At 63.3% G+C, this 19241-nt stretch carries 19 protein-coding genes; 10 read left to right on the top strand and 9 right to left on the bottom strand.

Annotated features, from left to right (window positions below):
• Positions 1 to 211: 211 nt before the first annotated feature.
• A complete protein-coding gene (gene gshA, locus V3C40_RS18685) occupies positions 212 to 1813 on the top strand; it encodes a glutamate--cysteine ligase (RefSeq protein WP_034752873.1) in 1602 nt (533 codons plus the stop codon).
• Positions 1814 to 1841: 28 nt separating this feature from the next.
• Positions 1842 to 2885: a histone deacetylase family protein gene (locus V3C40_RS18680; protein ID WP_058049326.1), complete on the top strand. Its 1044-nt coding sequence runs from the start codon at positions 1842 to 1844 to the stop codon at positions 2883 to 2885.
• 57 nt (positions 2886 to 2942) lie between these two features.
• Here the strand turns inward: V3C40_RS18680 and V3C40_RS18675 are convergent, their stop codons facing one another.
• Together V3C40_RS18675 and V3C40_RS18670 are read right to left on the bottom strand one after the other, a co-directional pair.
• Positions 2943 to 3725 carry a LytR/AlgR family response regulator transcription factor gene (locus V3C40_RS18675; protein WP_331778232.1) on the bottom strand — a complete coding sequence of 261 codons (783 nt, stop codon included), beginning with the start codon at positions 3723 to 3725 and terminating at the stop codon, positions 2943 to 2945.
• Positions 3712 to 4977, bottom strand: coding sequence for a histidine kinase (locus tag V3C40_RS18670; protein WP_034752864.1), 1266 nt, complete (start codon positions 4975 to 4977; stop codon positions 3712 to 3714). Before V3C40_RS18670 ends, V3C40_RS18675 begins: the two co-directional genes overlap by 14 nt.
• 284 nt (positions 4978 to 5261) lie before the next feature.
• On the opposite strand from V3C40_RS18670, the gene V3C40_RS18665 reads away from it, so the two are divergent.
• Positions 5262 to 5687, top strand: coding sequence for an organic hydroperoxide resistance protein (locus V3C40_RS18665; RefSeq protein WP_034752862.1), 426 nt, complete (start codon positions 5262 to 5264; stop codon positions 5685 to 5687).
• Positions 5688 to 5749: 62 nt separating this feature from the next.
• Here V3C40_RS18665 and V3C40_RS18660 read toward each other — a convergent pair whose 3' ends face one another.
• Positions 5750 to 6583, bottom strand: a complete 834-nt coding sequence (locus V3C40_RS18660; RefSeq protein ID WP_331778231.1) for a type 1 glutamine amidotransferase domain-containing protein — start codon at positions 6581 to 6583, stop codon at positions 5750 to 5752.
• A 120-nt stretch (positions 6584 to 6703) separates the two neighbouring features.
• Between V3C40_RS18660 and V3C40_RS18655 the strand changes: the two genes are divergently transcribed.
• The 3 genes from V3C40_RS18655 to V3C40_RS18645 are packed head-to-tail and all read left to right on the top strand — an operon-like array spanning position 6704 to position 8797.
• A complete protein-coding gene (locus V3C40_RS18655) occupies positions 6704 to 7612 on the top strand; it encodes a LysR family transcriptional regulator (RefSeq protein ID WP_058049329.1) in 909 nt (302 codons plus the stop codon).
• A gap of 40 nt (positions 7613 to 7652) precedes the next feature.
• Positions 7653 to 8123, top strand: coding sequence for a GNAT family N-acetyltransferase (locus V3C40_RS18650; protein WP_331778230.1), 471 nt, complete (start codon positions 7653 to 7655; stop codon positions 8121 to 8123).
• Positions 8120 to 8797: a diphthine--ammonia ligase gene (locus V3C40_RS18645; protein WP_072455946.1), complete on the top strand. Its 678-nt coding sequence runs from the start codon at positions 8120 to 8122 to the stop codon at positions 8795 to 8797. Before V3C40_RS18650 ends, V3C40_RS18645 begins: the two co-directional genes overlap by 4 nt.
• A gap of 66 nt (positions 8798 to 8863) precedes the next feature.
• Here V3C40_RS18645 and V3C40_RS18640 read toward each other — a convergent pair whose 3' ends face one another.
• Together V3C40_RS18640 and V3C40_RS18635 are read right to left on the bottom strand one after the other, a co-directional pair.
• Positions 8864 to 9325 carry an FKBP-type peptidyl-prolyl cis-trans isomerase gene (locus tag V3C40_RS18640; protein ID WP_034752853.1) on the bottom strand — a complete coding sequence of 154 codons (462 nt, stop codon included), beginning with the start codon at positions 9323 to 9325 and terminating at the stop codon, positions 8864 to 8866.
• A 169-nt stretch (positions 9326 to 9494) separates the two neighbouring features.
• The gene (locus V3C40_RS18635) at positions 9495 to 11372 is read right to left on the bottom strand and encodes a potassium transporter Kup (protein WP_072455948.1); all 1878 of its coding nucleotides are present in this window, start codon (positions 11370 to 11372) and stop codon (positions 9495 to 9497) included.
• Between the two features lie 237 nt (positions 11373 to 11609).
• Between V3C40_RS18635 and rarD the strand changes: the two genes are divergently transcribed.
• Entirely contained in the window at positions 11610 to 12494 is an 885-nt protein-coding gene (gene rarD / locus V3C40_RS18630) for an EamA family transporter RarD (protein WP_219328558.1), read from the top strand.
• An 87-nt stretch (positions 12495 to 12581) separates the two neighbouring features.
• Positions 12582 to 14249, top strand: a complete 1668-nt coding sequence (gene ettA / locus V3C40_RS18625; RefSeq protein WP_034752850.1) for an energy-dependent translational throttle protein EttA — start codon at positions 12582 to 12584, stop codon at positions 14247 to 14249.
• Positions 14250 to 14321: 72 nt separating this feature from the next.
• On the opposite strand, the gene V3C40_RS18620 is transcribed toward ettA, so the two are convergent.
• Positions 14322 to 14903, bottom strand: a complete 582-nt coding sequence (locus V3C40_RS18620) for a porin family protein (RefSeq protein ID WP_331778229.1) — start codon at positions 14901 to 14903, stop codon at positions 14322 to 14324.
• A 223-nt stretch (positions 14904 to 15126) separates the two neighbouring features.
• Here V3C40_RS18620 and V3C40_RS18615 point away from each other — a divergent pair, with 223 nt between their 5' ends.
• Complete coding sequence (locus V3C40_RS18615; RefSeq protein ID WP_319992034.1) at positions 15127 to 15708, top strand: molybdopterin-dependent oxidoreductase; 582 nt, start codon at positions 15127 to 15129, stop codon at positions 15706 to 15708.
• Between the two features lie 5 nt (positions 15709 to 15713).
• Here the strand turns inward: V3C40_RS18615 and V3C40_RS18610 are convergent, their stop codons facing one another.
• Positions 15714 to 16076 (bottom strand): hypothetical protein, encoded by a 363-nt coding sequence (locus tag V3C40_RS18610; RefSeq protein WP_034752842.1) that lies wholly within the window; start codon positions 16074 to 16076, stop codon positions 15714 to 15716.
• A gap of 265 nt (positions 16077 to 16341) precedes the next feature.
• Between V3C40_RS18610 and V3C40_RS18605 the strand changes: the two genes are divergently transcribed.
• Entirely contained in the window at positions 16342 to 17796 is a 1455-nt protein-coding gene (locus V3C40_RS18605) for a sensor domain-containing diguanylate cyclase (protein WP_331778228.1), read from the top strand.
• A gap of 1 nt (position 17797) precedes the next feature.
• Here the strand turns inward: V3C40_RS18605 and V3C40_RS18600 are convergent, their stop codons facing one another.
• A complete protein-coding gene (locus V3C40_RS18600; protein WP_331778227.1) occupies positions 17798 to 18640 on the bottom strand; it encodes a Rossmann-like and DUF2520 domain-containing protein in 843 nt (280 codons plus the stop codon).
• A gap of 9 nt (positions 18641 to 18649) precedes the next feature.
• Complete coding sequence (locus V3C40_RS18595) at positions 18650 to 19237, bottom strand: DUF924 family protein (protein WP_331778296.1); 588 nt, start codon at positions 19235 to 19237, stop codon at positions 18650 to 18652.
• Positions 19238 to 19241 lie beyond the last annotated feature (4 nt).

The raw sequence follows: 19241 nt of genomic DNA, 5'->3' as shown, positions 1-19241 counted from the left end.
GCCACGTGCGCAAAGCTTGACCCGGCAGCGCGCCAGATCCCCCCGCAGTTTGTTAAACTATCAAGCGAATTCCTGACCGAAGCGCCGTCCCCGTTGCCCGGGACGGACGCTGGCGACGCGGCGTTTTTTGGGCCGGCGCCGACGCATTTGCCAAAATTCGGTTAATCTCAGCACAAATTATTTATATGCTGCACAAGAAAGGAAGCTCAAATTGCCCAACCTGTTGACTCGCCGCCTGGCATTGCTGACCGAAGATGCCAACCGCGCGCTGCTGGGCGGCTTGCGCGGCATCGAACGTGAAACCCTGCGCGTCGACCACGCCGGCCATCTGGCTTCCACGCCCCATCCCGCCGCTCTGGGCTCGGCGCTGACGCACCCTGAAATCACCACCGACTACGCCGAGGCGCTGCTCGAATTCATCACCCCGGCCGAAGCCGACATCGGCGTCACGCTCGACAAGCTCGACACCGTGCACCGCCACGCCTACAGCCGCCTCGGCGACGAGTTGCTGTGGAGCCAGTCGATGCCATGCCAGCTGCCGCCCGAAGCGGAGATCGAGATCGCCAACTACGGCACCTCGAACATGGGCATGCTCAAGCACGTCTACCGGCGCGGCCTGGCCTTGCGTTACGGCAAAGCCATGCAATGCATCGCCGGCATCCATTACAACTACTCGCTCGACGAGCAGCTGTGGCAAGTGCTGGCCAGCAATCCGGACACCAGCGCCAGCGCCACGCAAGCAGCCGCCACGCCGAAAGACGTGCAGTCGGAAAGCTATCTGGCAACGATCCGCAATTTCCGCCGCTACAGCTGGCTCCTGATGTACCTGTTCGGCGCTTCGCCGGCCCTGTCCGCCGGTTTCCTGCGCGGCCGCGCGCACAAGCTCGACACCTTGTCCGACGACACCCTGTTCCTGCCGTACGCCACCAGCCTGCGCATGAGCGACCTCGGCTACCAGAACGATGCCCAGTCGGGCCTGCGTCCGCACGAAAACAGCCTGGAAGACTACGTCAACGCGCTCACGCACGCCGTCAACGACCCGTATCCGCCATATGCGGCGCTGGGCACCAAGAAGGATGGCGAGTGGATTCAATTGTCCACCAACGTGCTGCAGATCGAAAATGAATACTATTCGACCATCCGCCCGAAGCGCGTGATCCGCACGGGCGAGCGCCCGATCCAGGCTCTGTGCCTGCGCGGCGTGCAATACATCGAAGTGCGCTGCATGGACGTCGACCCGTTCGAACCGGTCGGCATCAGCCTGGAAACGGGCCGTTTCCTCGACGCGTTCCTGCTGTTCTGCGCGCTCGACGACAGCGGTCCCATCTCGGCCGAGCAAAGCGCCTGCTACACGAACAATTTCGCCCGCACCGTCAAGGAAGGCCGCAAGCCGGGCTTGACCCTGCGCCGCGACGGCGAGGAGATCACCCTGCAGGCCTGGGGCGAGGAATTGCTGGCACGCATCGCCCCCGTGGCGGCCCTCCTCGACTCTCGCCATGGCGGCACCCAGCACGCGGACAGCCTGGCGGCGCAAGCCGTCAAACTGGCCAACCCCGATGCGACGCCATCGGCGAAGGTCTTGGCCGAGCTGCGCGCCAACGGCGGCTCGTTTGCCGCCTTCGGCCTGCAGCAAAGCGAACGCCATGCGGCGTTTTTCCGCGCGCATCCGCCCACACCCGAGCAAAGTGCGTATTTCGACGCGATGGCCGCCAGCTCGCTGGCCGAGCAGCGCGCCATGGAAGCGGCACCGGCCGGCAGCTTCGACGATTTCGTCGCCGCCTACCGCGCCAGCACCCTGTGCTCGCACACCTGATCCTGCCCGACTTTTCGCCTGGCGCCCCATGCTGACCTTCTACAATGAATTGCACGGCCAGCACCGGGGCCGCTTCGAGATGTTTCGCGGGACCATGGTGCCTTGCTTCGAAACGCCCGAACGGGCCGACATGGTGGTGGCCGAGCTGGGGCGACGCAACCTGGGCCGCATCGTCACGCCGCATGGCGTGCCGCTGACGTCGTTAGAGCGCATCCACACGCCCCGTTACCTGCATTTCCTTCGCCACGCCTGGCACGACTGGCTGGCGCTCGACCCCGACAACGCGGGCAAGGATGCACTGCCATCCGTCTGGCCCGTGCGCACCTTGCGCAGCGATATCGAACCGGACGATTTCACGGCCAAGCTGGGCCTGTACTCGATGGATAATGGCACGCCGCTGACGGCCGGCACGTGGACGGCGGCCAAGACAGGCGCCGACTGCGCCGTCAACGCGGCCCACGCGCTGCGCCTGGGCGAGCGGGCCACGTTCGCCCTCACGCGCCCACCGGGCCACCACGCGGGCAGCGACTTTTTTGGCGGCTACTGTTTTCTGAACAACGCGGCCCTGGCCGCACAGCATTTGCTCGACGATGGCGCCCGCAAGGTCGCCATCCTCGATATCGACTACCACCACGGCAACGGCACGCAAAGCATCTTTTACCAGCGCGACGACGTGCTGTTCGCCTCCATCCACGCCGACCCGCGCAATGAGTATCCGTTTTATCTGGGCCACGCCGACGAGACGGGCAGCGGCGCGGGGCTCGGCTACAACGTCAACCTGCCGCTGCCGGCCGGCAGCACCACGGCCAGCTGGTTCGCCGCGCTGGAAACGGCCTGCCTGCGCATCAATATGTACGCGCCCGACGCGCTGGTGGTGTCGCTCGGTGTCGACACCTTTGCTGGCGACCCGCTGTCGCACTTCGCCCTGCAAAGCGGCGACTATCTGCGCGTGGGCGAGCGCCTGGCCCACCTGAACCTGCCCACCGCCTTCATCCTCGAAGGCGGCTATGCGGTGAAGGAAATCGGCATCAATGTCGTCAATGTGCTCGAAGGGTTCGAGACGGCGGAATAGGCCTGTAGTGATGTCGGCTTACGCCCTGGCGGGCCTTGGCGGCCCCGCTAAGCCGACCTACATATTCCGGAACAAGGCCATGAACGGCTGGCTCACGGCCAGCGTTTCCGGCCGCGTCTTCAGGCGCAAGGCGCCGCGTCCCACCTCGTCGCGCGTCACCGACGCCACCATCTTCATGTTGACGATGGTGGAGCGGTGGATCTGCTTGAAGATGGCAGGATCGAGCACGTCGAGCAGTTCGCGGATCGGCTTGCGCAGCAGCGCCTCGCCGTCCGCCGTCATGACGGCCGTGTACTTGGTATCGGACTGAAAATAGGCGATGTCTTCCACCATGATCAGCCGCGTATCCTTGCCGCTGCTGGCCGTCAGCCACACCAGCGGCGGCGACTTGGCGGCCGCAGGCAAGGCGCTGCTCAATTGCTGCAGCAGGCCGGCCAGCCCGCCGTCGCCCGCCCGGGCCTTGCCGGCCCGCGCCTGCACACGCTGCAGGGTCGCTTGCAGGCGCTCGCGTCCGATCGGTTTCAACAGATAATCGACGGCGCCCTTGTCGAAGGCATCGATCGCGTACTGGTCGTAGGCCGTGACGAACACCACCTGCGTGGCGGGACTCGCTTCGAGCGCGCCGGCCGCCACTTCCAGCCCCGTCAGGCCCGGCATGCGGATATCGAGGAAGGCGACGTCGGGCTTGTGCGTGGCGATGGCCTCGAGCGCCGTGCCGCCGTCGTCGCAGGCGGCGACGATGCGCAAGTAGGGCCACTCTTCGGTCAGCAGGGCCACGAGCGCGTCGCGCAGCAGGGTTTCATCTTCGGCAATGACGCAAGTCATCTCAGGCTGATGCATACGACACTCCTTGCGCCGTGCTGTCCGGCACCGTGATGGTGGCTGTCACGCCATCGGGAAAATTGGCGACAATGGCAAACGCGGCGGCATTGCCGTAGGTCAGGCGCAAGCGTTCGCGCACATTGCGCAGGCCGATGCCCGTGCCGGCACCATCGTCGCTGAAACCCTTGCCGTCGTCGGCCACCGTGACGATCACCGTGCCATCGCCGCTGCGCGCCATGATCCAGATGGTACCGCCGCCGCTTTTCGGCTCCAGGCCATGCTTGATGGCGTTTTCCACCAGGGTTTGCAGCATCATCGGCGGCAGCTCCACCTGACGCAGGTATTGCGGCACTTCGATCTGCAGGTTCAAACGCCCGCCCATGCGGATTTTCAAAATATCGAGATAGGCGCGCGCCCGTTCCAGCTCCGTGCCCAGGGTCGACATCGCTTGCTCCGTGCGTGGCAGCGAGTGGCGCAGGTACAAAATCAGGTTGCCCAGCATTTCATCGGCGCGCACGGGGTCGCTGCGCGTGAGCAGCTGCGCGCTGGCCAGGGTGTTGTACAGGAAGTGCGGCTCGACCTGCGCATGCAGCAGGCTCAGCTTGGCCACCGTGAGTTCCTTTTCCGTCACCGTCTGGCGCGCCTCGGCCTGCTCGCCGCGCCGGCGCTGCGCCACGCGGCGCGTCATCGCCCGCGTCACCGCTTCCGCGTTTTCCAGGTTGCTGCCATGGTCGACGAGGAACCAGTCGGTCCAGGCATTGCGCGCCGGTTCGCAGATCAGGGTCACGCTGCCCGCCTCGCCATTCGGCGTGACGGTGGCGAGGATCTGGTTCGGCCGCGGCTCGAGGAAACCAAGCACGCGCATGCGGGGCAAGCCCGTGTGCGTGTACGGCGCGGCACGGCGCACTCTAGCCTGCACCTGCAGGCTGTCGCGTGCGCTTTCGACCACTTCGCTGCCCGGCAATTCGCGGATGGCCGCGTCGATCATGTCGAACGCCTCGCCCGCCTCGAACGGGATCTCAATTTGGCGCCGCTGGCGGCTCGACAGGGTGCCGGCGTTGACGGCGCCGGCGATCAAGCGCACGCGCCGCACGTGCGAAAACGCATTCGTGATGACGGCGCTGGCCAGCAGCGCGCCGACGATGACAAAGAAGCCTTCCGTATTCCCGAAGATATAGCGCAGGAAGTTCTCCACCAGGATCGCCGTGGCGATGATATAGGTGAGCATCGTGGCCACGGTGATGCGTAGGATAAAGAAGAGGCTAGTCATGATTTTTCCTTGGGGTGTGAAGTGGGCCAAGCATAACCATCGGCCCCGGCGGCGGTGGCCATTATGCGATGGAAGCCAGGTAGTGGCGACAAAGGCTGCAAAATAAAGCATCAATTCGCGCCACCCCGAAATAAAATCGCTTGCAATTAAATAGCACGCGATATATATTGTGTACATGGACGCCGGCAAGTGCTTCTGCAGACGGAGATCCTGGGGCGAGAGCCCACGAAACAAGTAGCACACTATTTAGTAGCCACCTATTTATCTACCTAAAGGAAACCACCATGTCGATCAAACAAGTCCTGTACCGCGCTCAAGCCACCGCCACCGGAGGCCGCGAAGGCCGTGCCGTGTCGTCCGACAATGTGCTGGACGTCAAGCTGACCACGCCAAAAGAACTGGGTGGCAATGGCGCTGTCGGCACCAATCCGGAACAACTGTTCGCCGCCGGCTACTCGGCCTGCTTCATCGGCGCCATGAAATTCGTCGGCGGCCGCGACAAGATCGCCGTACCAGCGGACCTGTCCATCGAAGGCAACGTCGGCATCGGCGCCATCGAAACGGGCTTCGGCATCGAAGTGGAACTGAAAATCTCGCTGCCAGGCATGGAACGCGCCGCCGCCGAAGCGCTGGTCGCCGCCGCCCACATCGTCTGCCCATACTCGAACGCCACGCGCGGCAACATCGACGTCACCCTGACGATCGTGTAATCTCCGCTGCATGCACTCTACCTCCCCGGACGCGCCACTTGGCGCGGCCGGGGATTTTTGCTTTAGCGCAGCGCCTGCAGCAGCTTGTCCGCCAGGGCCGGTGCCGAGGCGGGATTCTGTCCCGTGATCAGTTCGCGGTCGACCACGACGTTGCTGGTCCACGGCGTCTGGTTCTGCACATACTGCGCGCCGGCCGCCTGCAAGCCCGACTGCGGGTAGAACTTCATCGTCCCGCCCTTCAGCGCGCCTTGCGCCGCCAGTTCTTCCTGATTGCTGATCACCGTCATGCGGTAGCCGCTGTAGATCCAGTCCGCCGGCTTGGGCGGCGTGCGGCCCGCTTCCAGCACAGCCGCAAACGCGCCCGCCTGCGGCAAGGCCGACAGCAGGGCGATGGGGCCATGGCACAGCAGCGCCGTCGGCTTGCCATCCGCGTGGAACTGGCGCAGCAAGGCGCCCAGGCTGGCATCCTTCAACAGATCCTGCATCGGCGCGTGGCCGCCCGGCACCAGCACGGCCGCGTAGTGGCCATAACCGATCTGTTCCACGCGCTTCAGGCTGATCACGGGCGAGCGGCCCGGTACCGTCAGCGCCAGCTGGTCCAGCAGCGCCTTGTGCGCCGCATGCGCGGCCGCGTCGCCGCCAAAGTAATCGACCGTATCCGAGCTGGCATCCAAGGTGGGCACCTGGCCCTGCGGCGTGGCGAACGTCACCGTGTGGCCCGCATCGAGCAGCTTTTTCACGGGCTGCATCAATTCATTCAGATAAAACCCCGTCGAAAAGACCTTGCCGTCGCGCAAGTCAAGGTGATTGGCGTCCGACAGCACGACGAGGACCTCGGCCGCCTGGGCGTTGGAAAAGGCGGCGAGCAACAGGCTGCTGATCAGTAATTTTTTCATGGTGTGGCCTTTCTGTAGAGAGGTCACCAGCATATTCCGAATCAAAATGGGGAAAAATGATGAATAATGCACAGCACTGATGCAGAATAAGACCGAATAGAAGCGCCGAATAGGAATGAAATGGACAAATTGCAGGCAATGCAGCTGTTTCGCCGTGTGGCCGAGCTGGGCAGCTTTCGCCGCGCCGCCGATGAACTGGACCTGTCGGCTTCGTATGTGAGCCGGCGCATCGGCCAGCTGGAGCAGGAACTGGGCGGGCGCCTGATGACGCGCACCACGCGCCAGCTGGCCCTGACGGAAACGGGCGCCGCCTACCTCGAGCACTGCCGCAAGCTGCTCGACGAGCTGGCGCAAGCGGAAGACATGGTGGCCCACTCGACGGCGCACGTGACGGGCCGCCTGCGCATCAACGCGCCGCTGACCTTGGGCGTGGGCGAGCTGGCCGAGGGCCTGGCCGATTTCATGGCCGACTGGCCCGCGCTGCGCCTGGACGTCGACCTGAAGGATGAATACGTCGACCTGGCGGCCGCCAACTACGACCTGGGTTTTCGCGTCACCACCGCGCTCAACGATTCGAGCTACGTGGCGCGCCATATCCACGACTACCGCCTGCACATCTGCTGCGCGCCCGCCTACCTGGAACGCCACGGCCCCTTGCGGGAACCCACGGACCTGACGCGCCAGCGCTGCTTCATCTACAGCCACGCGCTGTTCGGTAGCCGCTGGCCGCTGCGCCATGCGGGGCCGCACAGCGACATCGAAGTGCCGAACTGGGTCCGCACGAACAACACGCTGTTCATGCGCAGCCTGATCCTGCGCGGCCTGGGCATCGGCATCCTGCCCACCTTTGTCTGCCGCGAGGAACTGGCCAGCGGCGCCCTGGTCGAGCTGTTTCCGGACATCGAGCGGCCCAGTCTGGCGCTGTTCGCCATCTATCCGTCGCGCCAGCTGGTCGCGCCCCGCGTGACGCGCTGCATCGAGCACCTGAAGCAGTGGTATGCGCAGCGCTATCCCACGCCGGCTGCGTGAAGCCGGTAAAATCACGCCACTCTCAATCAAGGATGACCCCATGATCAGCTGGCAATGGAACACGTTCGACGAACTCGGCCCCCACGATTTGTACCAAGTGCTGGCCTTGCGCCAGCGCGTGTTCGTCATCGAACAGCAGTGCATTTATCCGGATCTGGACGGCCATGACCAGCAAGCCATGCATTTGCTGGGCTGGCAAACGGTCGATGGCCAGCGCCGTCTGGCCACCTACCTGCGCGTGCTGGCACCGGGCGCCAAGTATGTGGAAATGTCGCTGGGCCGCGTGCTGACGGCGCCCGAGGCACGCACCACGGGCGCCGGCAAACAGCTATTAACGGAAGGCATCGCCCGCGCCGTACGCCAGCATCCTGGCCACGCCATCCGCATCGGCGCACAGCAGTACCTGGAGCGCTTCTACCAGTCGTTCGGCTTTGTCACCGTCAGCGCGCCGTACGACGAAGACGGCATACAGCACGTCGACATGCTGCGCGCGGTGGAGCAAGCGGCATGACGACGGCCCTGATTTCCTGGAGCGGCGGCAAGGATTCCTGCCTGGCCCTGTGGCGCGCGCGCAACGCCGGCATGGACGTGCCGCTGCTGATCACGGCCATGGATGAAGATGGCCGCAAGTCGCGCTCGCACGGCGTGCCGCCCGAGCTGCTCGCCGCGCAGGCGGCCAGCCTGGGCGCGCGCCTGCAGCGCTATCACGCCAGCTGGGCCAGCTACGAAGAGCAATTCATCGCCATGCTGCGCGCGGCCAAGGCCGAGGGCATCGATCACGCGCTGTTTGGCGACATTGACCTGCAGCCGCACCGCGACTGGGAAGAAAAAGTCTGCGCGGCCGCCGGCCTGACGGCGCACCTGCCCCTGTGGGGCGGGGATCGCCGCGCGCTGGTCGACGAATTTCTCGCCGCCGGCTTCAAGGCCATCGTCGTGTGCATCAATGGCCGGCACCTGCCGCGCGCATTTTGCGGACGCGAGTTCGACGCTTCCTTCCTCGCCGACCTGCCGCCCGGCGTCGACGCCTGCGGCGAAAACGGCGAATTCCACACCTTCGTCTACGACGGTCCCGCCTTCAGCGCACCGGTGGCGCTGCGCCGCACGCAAGTGCTGCAATATGACGCGCCGGCCAATCTGGGCGGCGCCACGTATTACTTCCAAGAGCTGGCCCCGCCCGAGGCGTAAAGGGCCCGCCAAAGCAAAAAGGGCGATTCCGTGGAATCGCCCTTTTGTTTGCTGCCCTGCGCGTGCCTACTTTTTCGTCACGCTCACCAGCTTGATCTCGAACAGCAAGCCGGCATAGCCAGGAATCTTCGGCGCGCTGCCCGCCTTGCCATAACCGAGGTCATACGGAATGGCCAGCACGCGCGTGCCGCCGACCTTCATGCCGACCAGGCCGCGGTCCCAGCCCAGGATGACCTGGCCGATACCGAGAGGGAAACTAAAACCGGCGCCAGTCTGGTTCGCATCGAACTGCACGCCCTTGTTGCCCGGCTTGCTTGCGTCATACAGCCAGCCCGTGTAAGTCACCAGCAGGGTGTCGCCCGCTGCCGCTGCCGTACCGGTGCCGACCACCGGATCGGTAATGGTCAGTTCTTTCACTTGCGTATTCGGGTCGAGCACGACCGGCTTCTCGGTGTTGGCAGCAGCACCGCAAGCGGTCAGGGCCACGGCACAAGCGAGGGTGGCGATCATTTGAAATACCGATTTCATGGTTTCCCTTTAAATATTGGTGTGTGGCTGAGGCCCGTACGGTGCGGACCGGTGCGAGCAGCAGTTTAACAGGAGTCGCGCAGCCAATTTGTAAGCAGACGTAAGCGCGACGGAAGATTACGCAACAATACAACATTGCCATAATAACCATTCCGTCCCATTGTCACGTCTAGATTTCCACCTGCGTGCCCAGTTCGATCACCCGGTTGCTCGGGATCTGATAGTAGTCGGCCGCCGTGCGCGCATTGCGCGACATGGTGACGAACAGGTGCTCGCGCCACGGCATCATGCCGGCGCCCGGCGTCGAAATGATGGTCTGGCGCGCGATGAAGAACGACGTTTCCATCATCTCGAAATCCAGTCCCTGCTGCGCGCACTGGGCCAGCGCGGACGGAATGTCCGGTTCATCCTTGAAGCCGTAATGCACATTGACCTGGTAGCACTGATGGCCCAGGTCCACCACGCGCACGCGCTCCGATGGCGCCACCCACGGCTCTTCATGCATGAAGACGGTGAGGAAAATGACGCGCTCATGCAACACCTTGTTGTGCAGCAAGTTATGCAGCAGCGCATGCGGCACGCCATCCGTTTCGCCGCGCAGGAAAATGGCCGTGCCCGGCACGCGCAGCGGCGGCGCGATGAACAGCGACGAAAGGAAATCGTCGAGCGGGATCGCATGCTTTTCCAGGTTCTGAAACACCAGCTGGCGGCCGCGCTTCCAGGTCAGCATGACGATGAACAAAATCGAGCCCAGCAGCAGCGGGAACCAGCCGCCATGGAACAGTTTCAGGGCAGTTGCCGACACCAGGTTGACGTCGATGATCAGGAAAAAGCCCGTGGCGGCCCAGCACAGGGCCAGGTTCATCTTCCAGCGGTAGCGGATGACGAAGAACGTCAGGATCGTGGTCGACAGCATGGTGGCCGTCACGGCGATACCGTAGGCGGCGGCCAGGTTTTCCGAAGAACCGAAGCCGATGACGGCCAGCAGCACCACGGCCAGTTGCAGCCAGTTCACGGCGGGGATGTAGATCTGCCCGATTTCGCTTTCCGACGTGTGGCGCACGCGCATGCGCGGCAAGAAGCCCAGCGCGATCGCCTGCTTGGTCATCGAGAAGGTGCCGGAAATGGTCGCCTGCGAGGCGATCACGGTGGCCATGGTCGACAGGATCACCAGCGGGTAGACGCTCCATGCGCCCAGCTGCTGGTAAAACGGATTCGTGACGGCTTCCGGATGCGCGAGCAGCAAGCCGCCCTGGCCCAGGTAGTTCAGCGCCAGCGCGGGAAAGGCGATCAGGAACCAGGCCAGGCGGATCGGCTTCTTGCCGAAATGGCCCATGTCGGCGTACAGCGCCTCGGCGCCCGTCAGCGCCAGCACCACGGCGCCCAGGGCAACGAAGGCAACGAAGCCGTTATTCATCAGGAAGGTCGCCGCGTGCAGGGGATTGAGCGCGGCCAGGATGGCTGGCGACTTGATGATGTTGACCACGCCCATGCCGGCCAGCGCGGCAAACCACAGCACCATGATGGGGGCAAAATAGCGGCCGATGCCGGCCGTGCCGTGCGATTGCACCGAGTACAGCGCCACCAGCACGACGATGGTCAGCGGTACCACGTACGGACTGAAGGCGGGCGTGGCCACTTCCAGGCCTTCGATGGCCGACAGCACGGAAATGGCCGGCGTGATCACGCTGTCGCCATAGAACAGGGTGGCGCCGAAGACGCCGATCACCATCAGCGGGAAATGCCAGCGCGACAGGCGGCTGACGGACGACAGCACCAGCGCCATCAGGGCCATGATGCCGCCCTCGCCGCGGTTATCGGCGCGCAACACCAGGGTCACGTACTTGAGCGAGACGATCAGGGTCAGGCCCCAGAAGATCAGCGAGACGATGCCCAGCAAGTTCTCGGGCGAGAGCATCAGGCCGTGGGCCGGGTCGAAGACGGTCTTCAAGGTGTACAGCGGACTGGTGCCGATATCGCCGTAAACGATGCCGACGGCCGCCAGGGTCATGCCGGCCAGGCCGCTTTTTTTATGTTCCGACGTCAAGATTGCACCCGTTTTTGTTTTGTTGCATCGCACAATATGATAGGTATTAGCAAATAGCAAGAGTATTTTTGCATGGTTCCGGGCTACCCCAAAGTCGTGATTTTGTGCCGCTCCGCCTTGCTGCGCGGGCTTGCGGCCATTGATTTGTTGCCATTCTACGCCTCGCCAGCGGCGCCGGGCAGCCCCCGATGTTTTCAGCCATAATGACAGACTGTCTACTCTCCTGCGAAGCCCATCATGAATCCAGGCATGTTGTACGCCTCCCTCGCCTTCCTGTGCTGGGGCCTGTTCCCCCTGTACTTTCATGCCATCGGCGAGATCGCGCCGCAGGAAATCCTCGCGCACCGCATGGTCTGGTCGCTATTGTTCCTCGGTATCGTACTGACCGTGCGCCGGCAGTGGAGCTGGCTGGGCAGCCTGAAAGCGCAACCCAGGGTCGTGGCCAGCTTTGTTGCCAGTGCGTTTTTGCTCTCGGCCAACTGGTTCATCTATATCTGGGCCGTCAACAACGGCCACGTGGTCGACGCCAGCCTCGGCTACTTCATTACGCCCCTGATCAATGTCATGCTGGGCTTTCTGCTGCTGCACGAACGCCTGCGCCGCCTGCAGTGGCTGGCCATCGGCCTGGCCGCCTGCGGCGTGGCCTGGCTCACCTGGCAGGCGGGGCAAGTGCCCTGGATCGCCCTGCTGCTGGCGGCCTCGTTCGGCGGCTATGGCTTGCTGCGCAAAACGGCCGCGCTGGGCGCGCTGGAAGGCCTGTCGTTCGAAACATTGATTCTGTTCCCCCTGGCGCTGGCCTACATGCTGTGGCTGGCCTGGCATGGCCAGAGCGGCTTCGTCAATACAGATTCCACCGCCACGCGCGCGCTGCTGCTGGCATCCGGCCCCATCACGGCCATTCCCCTGCTGCTGTTTGCCGCCGGCGCGCGCCGCCTGCCGCTGGCCGTGCTGGGACTATTGCAATATATCGCGCCCACGGGCCAGCTCCTGATCGGTGTGTGGGTCTTCCATGAATCGTTCACGCCCGAGCGCATGCTGGGCTTCCTCGTCATCTGGACGGCGCTGGGCCTGTATGCGGCCGAAGGCCTGTGGAGCAGCCGCCGCGCGCGCGTGGCGGCCTGAGCGGCCCGTTCCGGCAGCGCACAGCGCTGGCCGGAAGCGGGCGTTTACCGTATCCTGTCCGTCTTTGTATATCACCCGAGATTTCTAATGGCAAATTACGTCTACACCATGAATCGCGTGGGCAAAATCGTCCCGCCCAAGCGCCAGATTCTGAAAGATATTTCCCTCTCCTTCTTCCCAGGCGCGAAGATCGGCGTGCTGGGCCTGAACGGCTCCGGCAAATCGACCCTGCTGAAAATCATGGCCGGCATCGACACCGACATCCAGGGCGAAGCCGTGCCGATGCCGGGCCTGAACATCGGCTACCTGCCGCAGGAACCGCAGCTGGATCCGGCAAAAACCGTGCGCCAGGAAGTCGAATCGGGCCTGGGCGAAGTGTTTGAAGCGCAAGCCAAGCTGGAAGCCGTGTACGCCGCATATGCCGAGGAAGACGCCGATTTCGACGCCCTGGCCACGGAACAGGCACGCCTGGAAGCGATCATCTCGACTTCCGACGGCGGCAATCTGAATCTGCAGCTGGAAATGGCCGCCGACGCACTGCGCCTGCCGCCATGGGACGCCACCATCGGCGTGCTGTCCGGCGGTGAAAAGCGCCGTGTGGCGCTGTGCAAGCTGCTGCTGTCGAAACCCGACATGCTGCTGCTCGACGAACCGACCAACCATCTGGATGCGGAATCGGTCGACTGGCTGGAACAATTCCTGCTGCGCTTCCCCGGCACCGTGGTGGCCATCACCCATGACCGCTACTTCCTCGACAACGCGGCAGAGTGGATTCTGGAGCTGGACCGCGGCCACGGCATTCCATGGAAGGGTAACTACTCGACCTGGCTGGACCAGAAGCAAGCCCGCCTGAAGCAGGAAGAGGCGACGGAATCGGCGCGCCAGAAAGCGCTGCAGAAGGAATTGGAATGGTCGCGCCAGAACCCGAAAGCGCGCCAGGCCAAGTCGAAAGCCCGCCTGGCCCGCTTCAACGAGCTGTCCGAGCACGAATACCAGAAGCGCAACGAAACGCAGGAAATCTTCATTCCCGTGGCCGAACGCCTGGGCAATGAAGTCATCGAGTTCAAGAACGTGTCGAAAGCGTTCGGCGACCGTTTGCTGATCGATAACCTGAGCTTCACCGTGCCGCCAGGCGCCATCGTCGGCATCATCGGCCCCAACGGCGCCGGTAAATCGACCCTGTTCAAGATGATCACCGGCAAGGAAACGCCGGACAGCGGCGAAGTGGCCATCGGCCAGACGGCGCGCGTGTCCATCGTCGACCAGAACCGCGATAGTCTCGCTGACAACAAATCCGTGTTCGAAGACGTGTCCGGCGGCGCCGACATGCTGACCGTGGGCCGCTTCGAAATGCCGTCGCGCGCCTACCTGGGCCGCTTCAACTTCAAGGGCTCGGACCAGCAAAAGCAAGTGGGCAACCTGTCCGGCGGTGAACGCGGCCGTCTGCACCTGGCGAAAACCCTCTTAATGGGCGGCAACGTCCTGCTGCTCGATGAACCGTCGAACGATCTGGACGTGGAAACCTTGCGCGCGCTGGAAGACGCCCTGCTGGAATTTGCCGGCAGCGTCATGGTCATTTCCCATGACCGCTGGTTCCTCGACCGTATCGCCACGCACATCCTGGCGTTCGAAGGCAACTCGCAAGTCACCTTCTTCGACGGCAACTATCAAGAGTACGAAGCCGACAAGAAGAAACGTCTGGGCGAAGAAGGCGCGAAGCCAAAACGTATCCGTTACAAGCCTTTGACCACGTAATTTCGGTCCGGCCATGCAAAAAGGCAGTTACCTCGCGGTAACTGCCTTTTTTTTCAGCAAACTTCCAGGTGATTAGAAGTTGTAGCGTGCGCCTAAAGCGAGGCCCGTAGCCTTGCGGCCCTGGTCGGCGCTCTTGCCGAAGTGTTCCACTTCCGCCGTCAGCGAGACTTTCTCGTTGATCGCGTACTGGGCGCCGACGGAAGCGTACACGCCCGTCTTGTCGTTGCCGCTGATGCCGGTCGACAGGCCCGTGCCGCTCAGGCTATTCTTGACCTTGGCCACGCCCAGCTTGCCGAACACGCCGACCTTGTCGGTCACGGGCATGGTGGCCTTGCCGGCCAGGTAGTAGCCGTGCGAATCGCTTTTCACGGAACCGTTGCCGGCGCCGGTGACATAGCTGTAATCCTTGCTGCCGAAATCGGCATAGCCACCCTCGACCGCCCAGGTTTTATCGAAATCGTAACCGGCGAAGATCTTGGCGCCCACCTTGTAGCCGCTGTGATTATCGGCGCTGGTGGCGCCAGGAATATCGAAGTTATAACGGTTGCCCGTGACGCCGGCACCCACATAGGCGCCCTCGGCGTGTGCGGCGCTCATGCCGGTCAGTGCGGTAACGGAAGCGATCATTGCAAACAGGATTTTCTTCTTCATCATGTTCTCTCTCTTAATTGGTTGACATGCCTGGATTCGCAGTTCAGCGAAGTGCGATGAGGACACAATAACAGCCGAAAAAAGCTACGTCTTTCTCCATTCCGTAAGAACTGTGACAAGATGTAAGCCAACATACCAAACTGACAATAACCGTAAAATGCGCACCGTTGAGCGAACTTAAGATAGACTTAAGAACATTATCGATTTTCAGTCAGAGGAGAAGTGCATGCATAAACGCCAGTTTCTCGCCGCCGCCATGGCCGGCGCGGCCTTGCCCACCATCGCCCGGGCGGCACCCGCCGGCCTGCGCGGTCCGGCCTTGCTGACCGTCACAGGCAGCATCGACAAGCCGAACCGCGGTCCGTTCGACGCCGTGCGCGACCAGATGATGCACAAGCAAAAGATCAGTTTTGAGCGGGCGCGGGCATTCGACTTTGCGGCGCTGGCGAACTTGCCGGCGCGCACGATTCACCCCACCCTGGAATACGACGGCAAGGCGCATGCCTTGCGCGGGCCGTTGCTGGTCGATGTATTAAAGGCGGCGGGCGCGCCCGAGGAAGGTGAGATTCGCTTGCTGCTGCGCGCCGTCGATGGCTATGCGGCGGCGCTGACCATGGCGCAGGCGCGCGCACAGCGTTTTATTGTCGCCACCCACCTGGACGGGCAAGCGATGGCGCTGGGTGGGCTGGGGCCGCTATGGGCGATTCACGATGCGGACCGCATCGCGGCCGTGGCGGCGCTGCCTCTGGCCGAACGTTTTGCCAGCTGCCCTTGGGCGCTGTATCACATCGGTGTAGAGACAGGTTGAGGTGCTTAGGCGTAGGCTTCCGCCATCGACATCACCCGTGGGGAGATAGTGATGCCATGCTCCTCGAACAGCGCCGTGATGGCCGCCACGTTCTGCGTGCACTCCTCGGTTTTCCAGCCCTTGAAAATATCCGTGCCATCCTTCTGGAAATGCAAGTCCAGCACTTTGCCCCCATCCTTGTGCAGGTAGGGCGAGCTATAGGTGTTCTCGAAGCCCAGCGCCTTCAATTGCCCCAGCAAGGCTGATGGTGGATGGTCGGGATCGGTGGCGAGAAAAATGCCAAAGGTTTTGCCAGGCGGCTTGGCGGCGATGTCGACCTCGTAGATGCCGGGGGCCTTGCTGACGGACGTACTCTTTAAAAATAACATGCAACACTCCCTGCGCGTAATGTCCCACGCCTGAAACGGGCGGCAAGACAGGGGCGGTGCGCAATGATTCCCCTCGTCAAATCTTATTGCTAATTGGCATCTTTGTCGACAAATCGGCACTTTTATTTGGTAAGTCGTGGTTATCTTGTCGCGTTCGCCAGGGTAAATTATCAATAAAACCAGTTATCATTGCGCCAATACCCACCCTGCTGCATACTTTTGGCTTGCGTCACGATAGCCTTCCCGCCGGCCACTCCCCGTCTCCATGCGTCTTCTGTCGATCAAGTACCGCCTGCTCATCCTCCTGACCCTGATCCTGGGGGCGGGCTTCATGGCGACCAGCCTGGCCAGCTACCTGGCCTCGCGTCAGGCCATCGAACACGGCATCGCCGACCAGACCCTGCCGCTGACAGGCGACAATATTTATTCGGAAATCCAGAAGGACATGCTGCGCCCCGTCTTCATCTCGTCGCTGATGGCACACGACACCTTCGTGCGCGACTGGATACTGGCCGGCGAAAACAAGCCGGAGCAGATCGTGCGCTACCTGGCCGAGGTCAAGAAGAAGTACGGCGCCATCACCAGCTTTCTCGTCTCGGACAAGAGCAGCAAATATTACTATGCGGAAGGCACCTTGAAATCCGTCAGCCCGCAGGCGACGCGCGACATCTGGTACTACCGCGTGCGCGCCATGGACAAGACCGATTATGAAACGAACGTCGACATCGACATGGCCAACCGCGACAGCATGACCATCTTCATCAACCACCGCGTGGTTGACTACGACGGCCAGTTCATCGGCGCCACCGGCATCGGCCTGACCCTGGACACCATGAGCCACATCATCGACCGCTATCAGGCGCGCTTCCACCGCAACATCTATTTTGTCGATGCCGCCGGCACGCTGGTATTGGCGGGCAAGACCATGCGCAACGGGCGCGGCAACATCCGCAGCCTGCCCGGCGTGCGCGCCATTGCCGGGCAGATCATCAACCACCGCAGCGAACCGACGCATCTGTCGTACCAGCTGGGCCGCGCGGAAATCCTCGTCAATTCGCGTTTCATTCCCGAACTGGGCTGGTACCTGGTGGTCGAGCAGAATGTCAGCGACGAAGTCCAGTCGCTGCAGCGCGTGTTCATCTTCAACCTGGCCATCAGCTTTGGCGTCACCCTGCTGGTACTGGGGCTGACCTTGCTGACGGTGAACCGCTACCAGCGCCGCATCGAACGCATCGCCTCGACGGATGCGCTGACAGGGCTATTGAACCGCCAATCGCTGGAATTGCTGTTCCAGCGCGCCATGCTCTTGTCCAGACGCAACGAGCAGCCGATGTCCGCCATCCTCTTCGACATCGATTTCTTCAAGCGCGTCAACGATACGCACGGCCACCTGTGGGGCGACAAGGTCATCCGTGGCGTGGCCGACGTGGCGCGCGCCACCGTGCGCGAAAGCGACGTCATCACGCGCTGGGGCGGCGAGGAATACCTGGTACTGCTGAATAACTGCAGCCTGGCGCAAGCGATGGAAGTGGCGGAAAACCTGCGCGCCGCCATCGAAGGCCACGATTTCGGCCTGCCCGCGCCGCAGCTACCCGTGACGATCAGCCTGGGCGTGGCCGAGTACCGGCCGGAGGAAAGCGAATCGGCCTTCTTTTCACGCGCCGACAGCGCCTTGTACCAGGCCAAGCATCACGGCCGCAACGGCGTGCACGCGGCCTGAGTCATCCACCGCGCTTGCGCCTGGCCAGGTCCTGCGTGGGCGCCACCAGCGCGCGGTACAGCTCGCCAGTGTCGGCATCCCAGCTTTGCACGGCCAGCTGCTGGCGTTGCACGGTAGCCGAATCACCGCGTGCGATGGGGCCGGACAGCGCGGGCGCGGCACCCAGGCGGAATACATTGGCCACCGCTTCCGTCACCAGCGGCTGCGCCAGTTCGCGCGCCACCGGCTCGGAAATGCCGGCCGCCTGATACGCGCGCAAGGCCGCGTCGAGCACCGTCACCAGGTAATTGCTGGCGAAGACGGCAGCGGCGTGATACAGGGTCTTGGCGGCCGGATCGATGGGCACGGGGCGCGCGCCGATGGCATTCAAGGCGGGCGTGAGGAAGGCCAGCGCCAGCGGGTCGCCTTCCACGCCGCAAAACGTGCCGTCAAAGGTGGCGGCCACCTGTGCCGGATCGGCAAAGCTGCGGATCGGGTGGGCGCTGGCGACAAACGCGCCGGCCTGCGTGGCCGCCAGCAGCACGTTCGAGGCCAGCGCGCCGCTACAGTGAAACACGATGGCGCCCGCCTGCCGTCCTTCGGCCACCAGCGCCGCGCAGGCCGGGCCGATCTGGTCGTCGGAGACGGCCAGCATGGTGACGTCGGCGTGGCGCAAGGCAGCATAGCTGTCGACGGGCGTACCGGCGCCGATGAAAGCGACGGCCGCTTGCGCCGAGGCCATCGACCGCGTCAGCACATCCTGCACCAGGATTTTTCCACCATGCGTCCCCTCGGTTTGCGCAAACAGCCTGCCCAGCACGCGGCCCACGTGGCCGGCGCCGATGATATTGAGTGTGACGTTCATGATGATTTTCTAAAAGCTCGATCCCGGCTGGCGCAAAAATTCCAGCTCTTGCGGCGTGGACGCGCGGCCGAGGATGGCGTTACGGTGCGGGAAGCGGCCAAAGCGGGCGATCACTTCCTGGTGGCGCTCGGCATAGTCGAGCATGCCGTCAAAACCGGGCTGCGCCTGCGACAGCAGCTGGAACAGCTCGACGGCGCGCGCCTGCATGGCCAGGTCTTCCGCGTGTTCGAACGGCAGGTAGGCAAAAGCGCGCAGCATCGGCGGCAGTTGTCCATCCTGCCCCGCTTGCGTCAAGGCGATGGCCAGCGCCAGCGCCTGAGCGTCGCCGGCAAAGGCGCGCGACGTGCCGCGATACACATTGCGCGTGAACTGGTCGAGCACGATGAGGCGCGCCAGCGCGCCGTGCGGCGTCGCATCCCATTCGCGCAAGCCGCCGTCGATGGCGGCATCGATCAGCGCGCCGAAACGCGCGCGTATCTGCGCGTCGAAAGCATCATCCTTGCGGAACCATTCCGCGCGCGATTGGCCATAGTCTGGGTTATCCGGCGGCAGGAACCAGAAATCGAGTACCTCTTGGGCCTGTGCATCCATGTCCATCCTC

Origin of the sequence: Janthinobacterium sp. LS2A (genome assembly GCF_036543145.1) — a bacterium.
Lineage (GTDB): Bacteria > Pseudomonadota > Gammaproteobacteria > Burkholderiales > Burkholderiaceae_D > Janthinobacterium > Janthinobacterium aestuarii.
This window is presented reverse-complemented; position numbering and strand designations above follow the sequence as displayed.

Coding starts and splice junctions, on each gene's coding strand:
- V3C40_RS18680 (WP_058049326.1), top strand. CDS start 1,842: ATGCTGACCTTCTACAATGAATTGCACGGCCAGCACCGGGGCCGCTTC.
- V3C40_RS18675 (WP_331778232.1), bottom strand. CDS start 3,725: ATGCATCAGCCTGAGATGACTTGCGTCATTGCCGAAGATGAAACCCTG.
- V3C40_RS18670 (WP_034752864.1), bottom strand. CDS start 4,977: ATGACTAGCCTCTTCTTTATCCTACGCATCACCGTGGCCACGATGCTC.
- V3C40_RS18665 (WP_034752862.1), top strand. CDS start 5,262: ATGTCGATCAAACAAGTCCTGTACCGCGCTCAAGCCACCGCCACCGGA.
- V3C40_RS18660 (WP_331778231.1), bottom strand. CDS start 6,583: ATGAAAAAATTACTGATCAGCAGCCTGTTGCTCGCCGCCTTTTCCAAC.
- V3C40_RS18655 (WP_058049329.1), top strand. CDS start 6,704: ATGGACAAATTGCAGGCAATGCAGCTGTTTCGCCGTGTGGCCGAGCTG.
- V3C40_RS18650 (WP_331778230.1), top strand. CDS start 7,653: ATGATCAGCTGGCAATGGAACACGTTCGACGAACTCGGCCCCCACGAT.
- V3C40_RS18645 (WP_072455946.1), top strand. CDS start 8,120: ATGACGACGGCCCTGATTTCCTGGAGCGGCGGCAAGGATTCCTGCCTG.
- V3C40_RS18640 (WP_034752853.1), bottom strand. CDS start 9,325: ATGAAATCGGTATTTCAAATGATCGCCACCCTCGCTTGTGCCGTGGCC.
- rarD (WP_219328558.1), top strand. CDS start 11,610: ATGAATCCAGGCATGTTGTACGCCTCCCTCGCCTTCCTGTGCTGGGGC.
- ettA (WP_034752850.1), top strand. CDS start 12,582: ATGGCAAATTACGTCTACACCATGAATCGCGTGGGCAAAATCGTCCCG.
- V3C40_RS18620 (WP_331778229.1), bottom strand. CDS start 14,903: ATGATGAAGAAGAAAATCCTGTTTGCAATGATCGCTTCCGTTACCGCA.
- V3C40_RS18615 (WP_319992034.1), top strand. CDS start 15,127: ATGCATAAACGCCAGTTTCTCGCCGCCGCCATGGCCGGCGCGGCCTTG.
- V3C40_RS18610 (WP_034752842.1), bottom strand. CDS start 16,076: ATGTTATTTTTAAAGAGTACGTCCGTCAGCAAGGCCCCCGGCATCTAC.
- V3C40_RS18605 (WP_331778228.1), top strand. CDS start 16,342: ATGCGTCTTCTGTCGATCAAGTACCGCCTGCTCATCCTCCTGACCCTG.
- V3C40_RS18600 (WP_331778227.1), bottom strand. CDS start 18,640: ATGAACGTCACACTCAATATCATCGGCGCCGGCCACGTGGGCCGCGTG.
- V3C40_RS18595 (WP_331778296.1), bottom strand. CDS start 19,237: ATGGACATGGATGCACAGGCCCAAGAGGTACTCGATTTCTGGTTCCTG.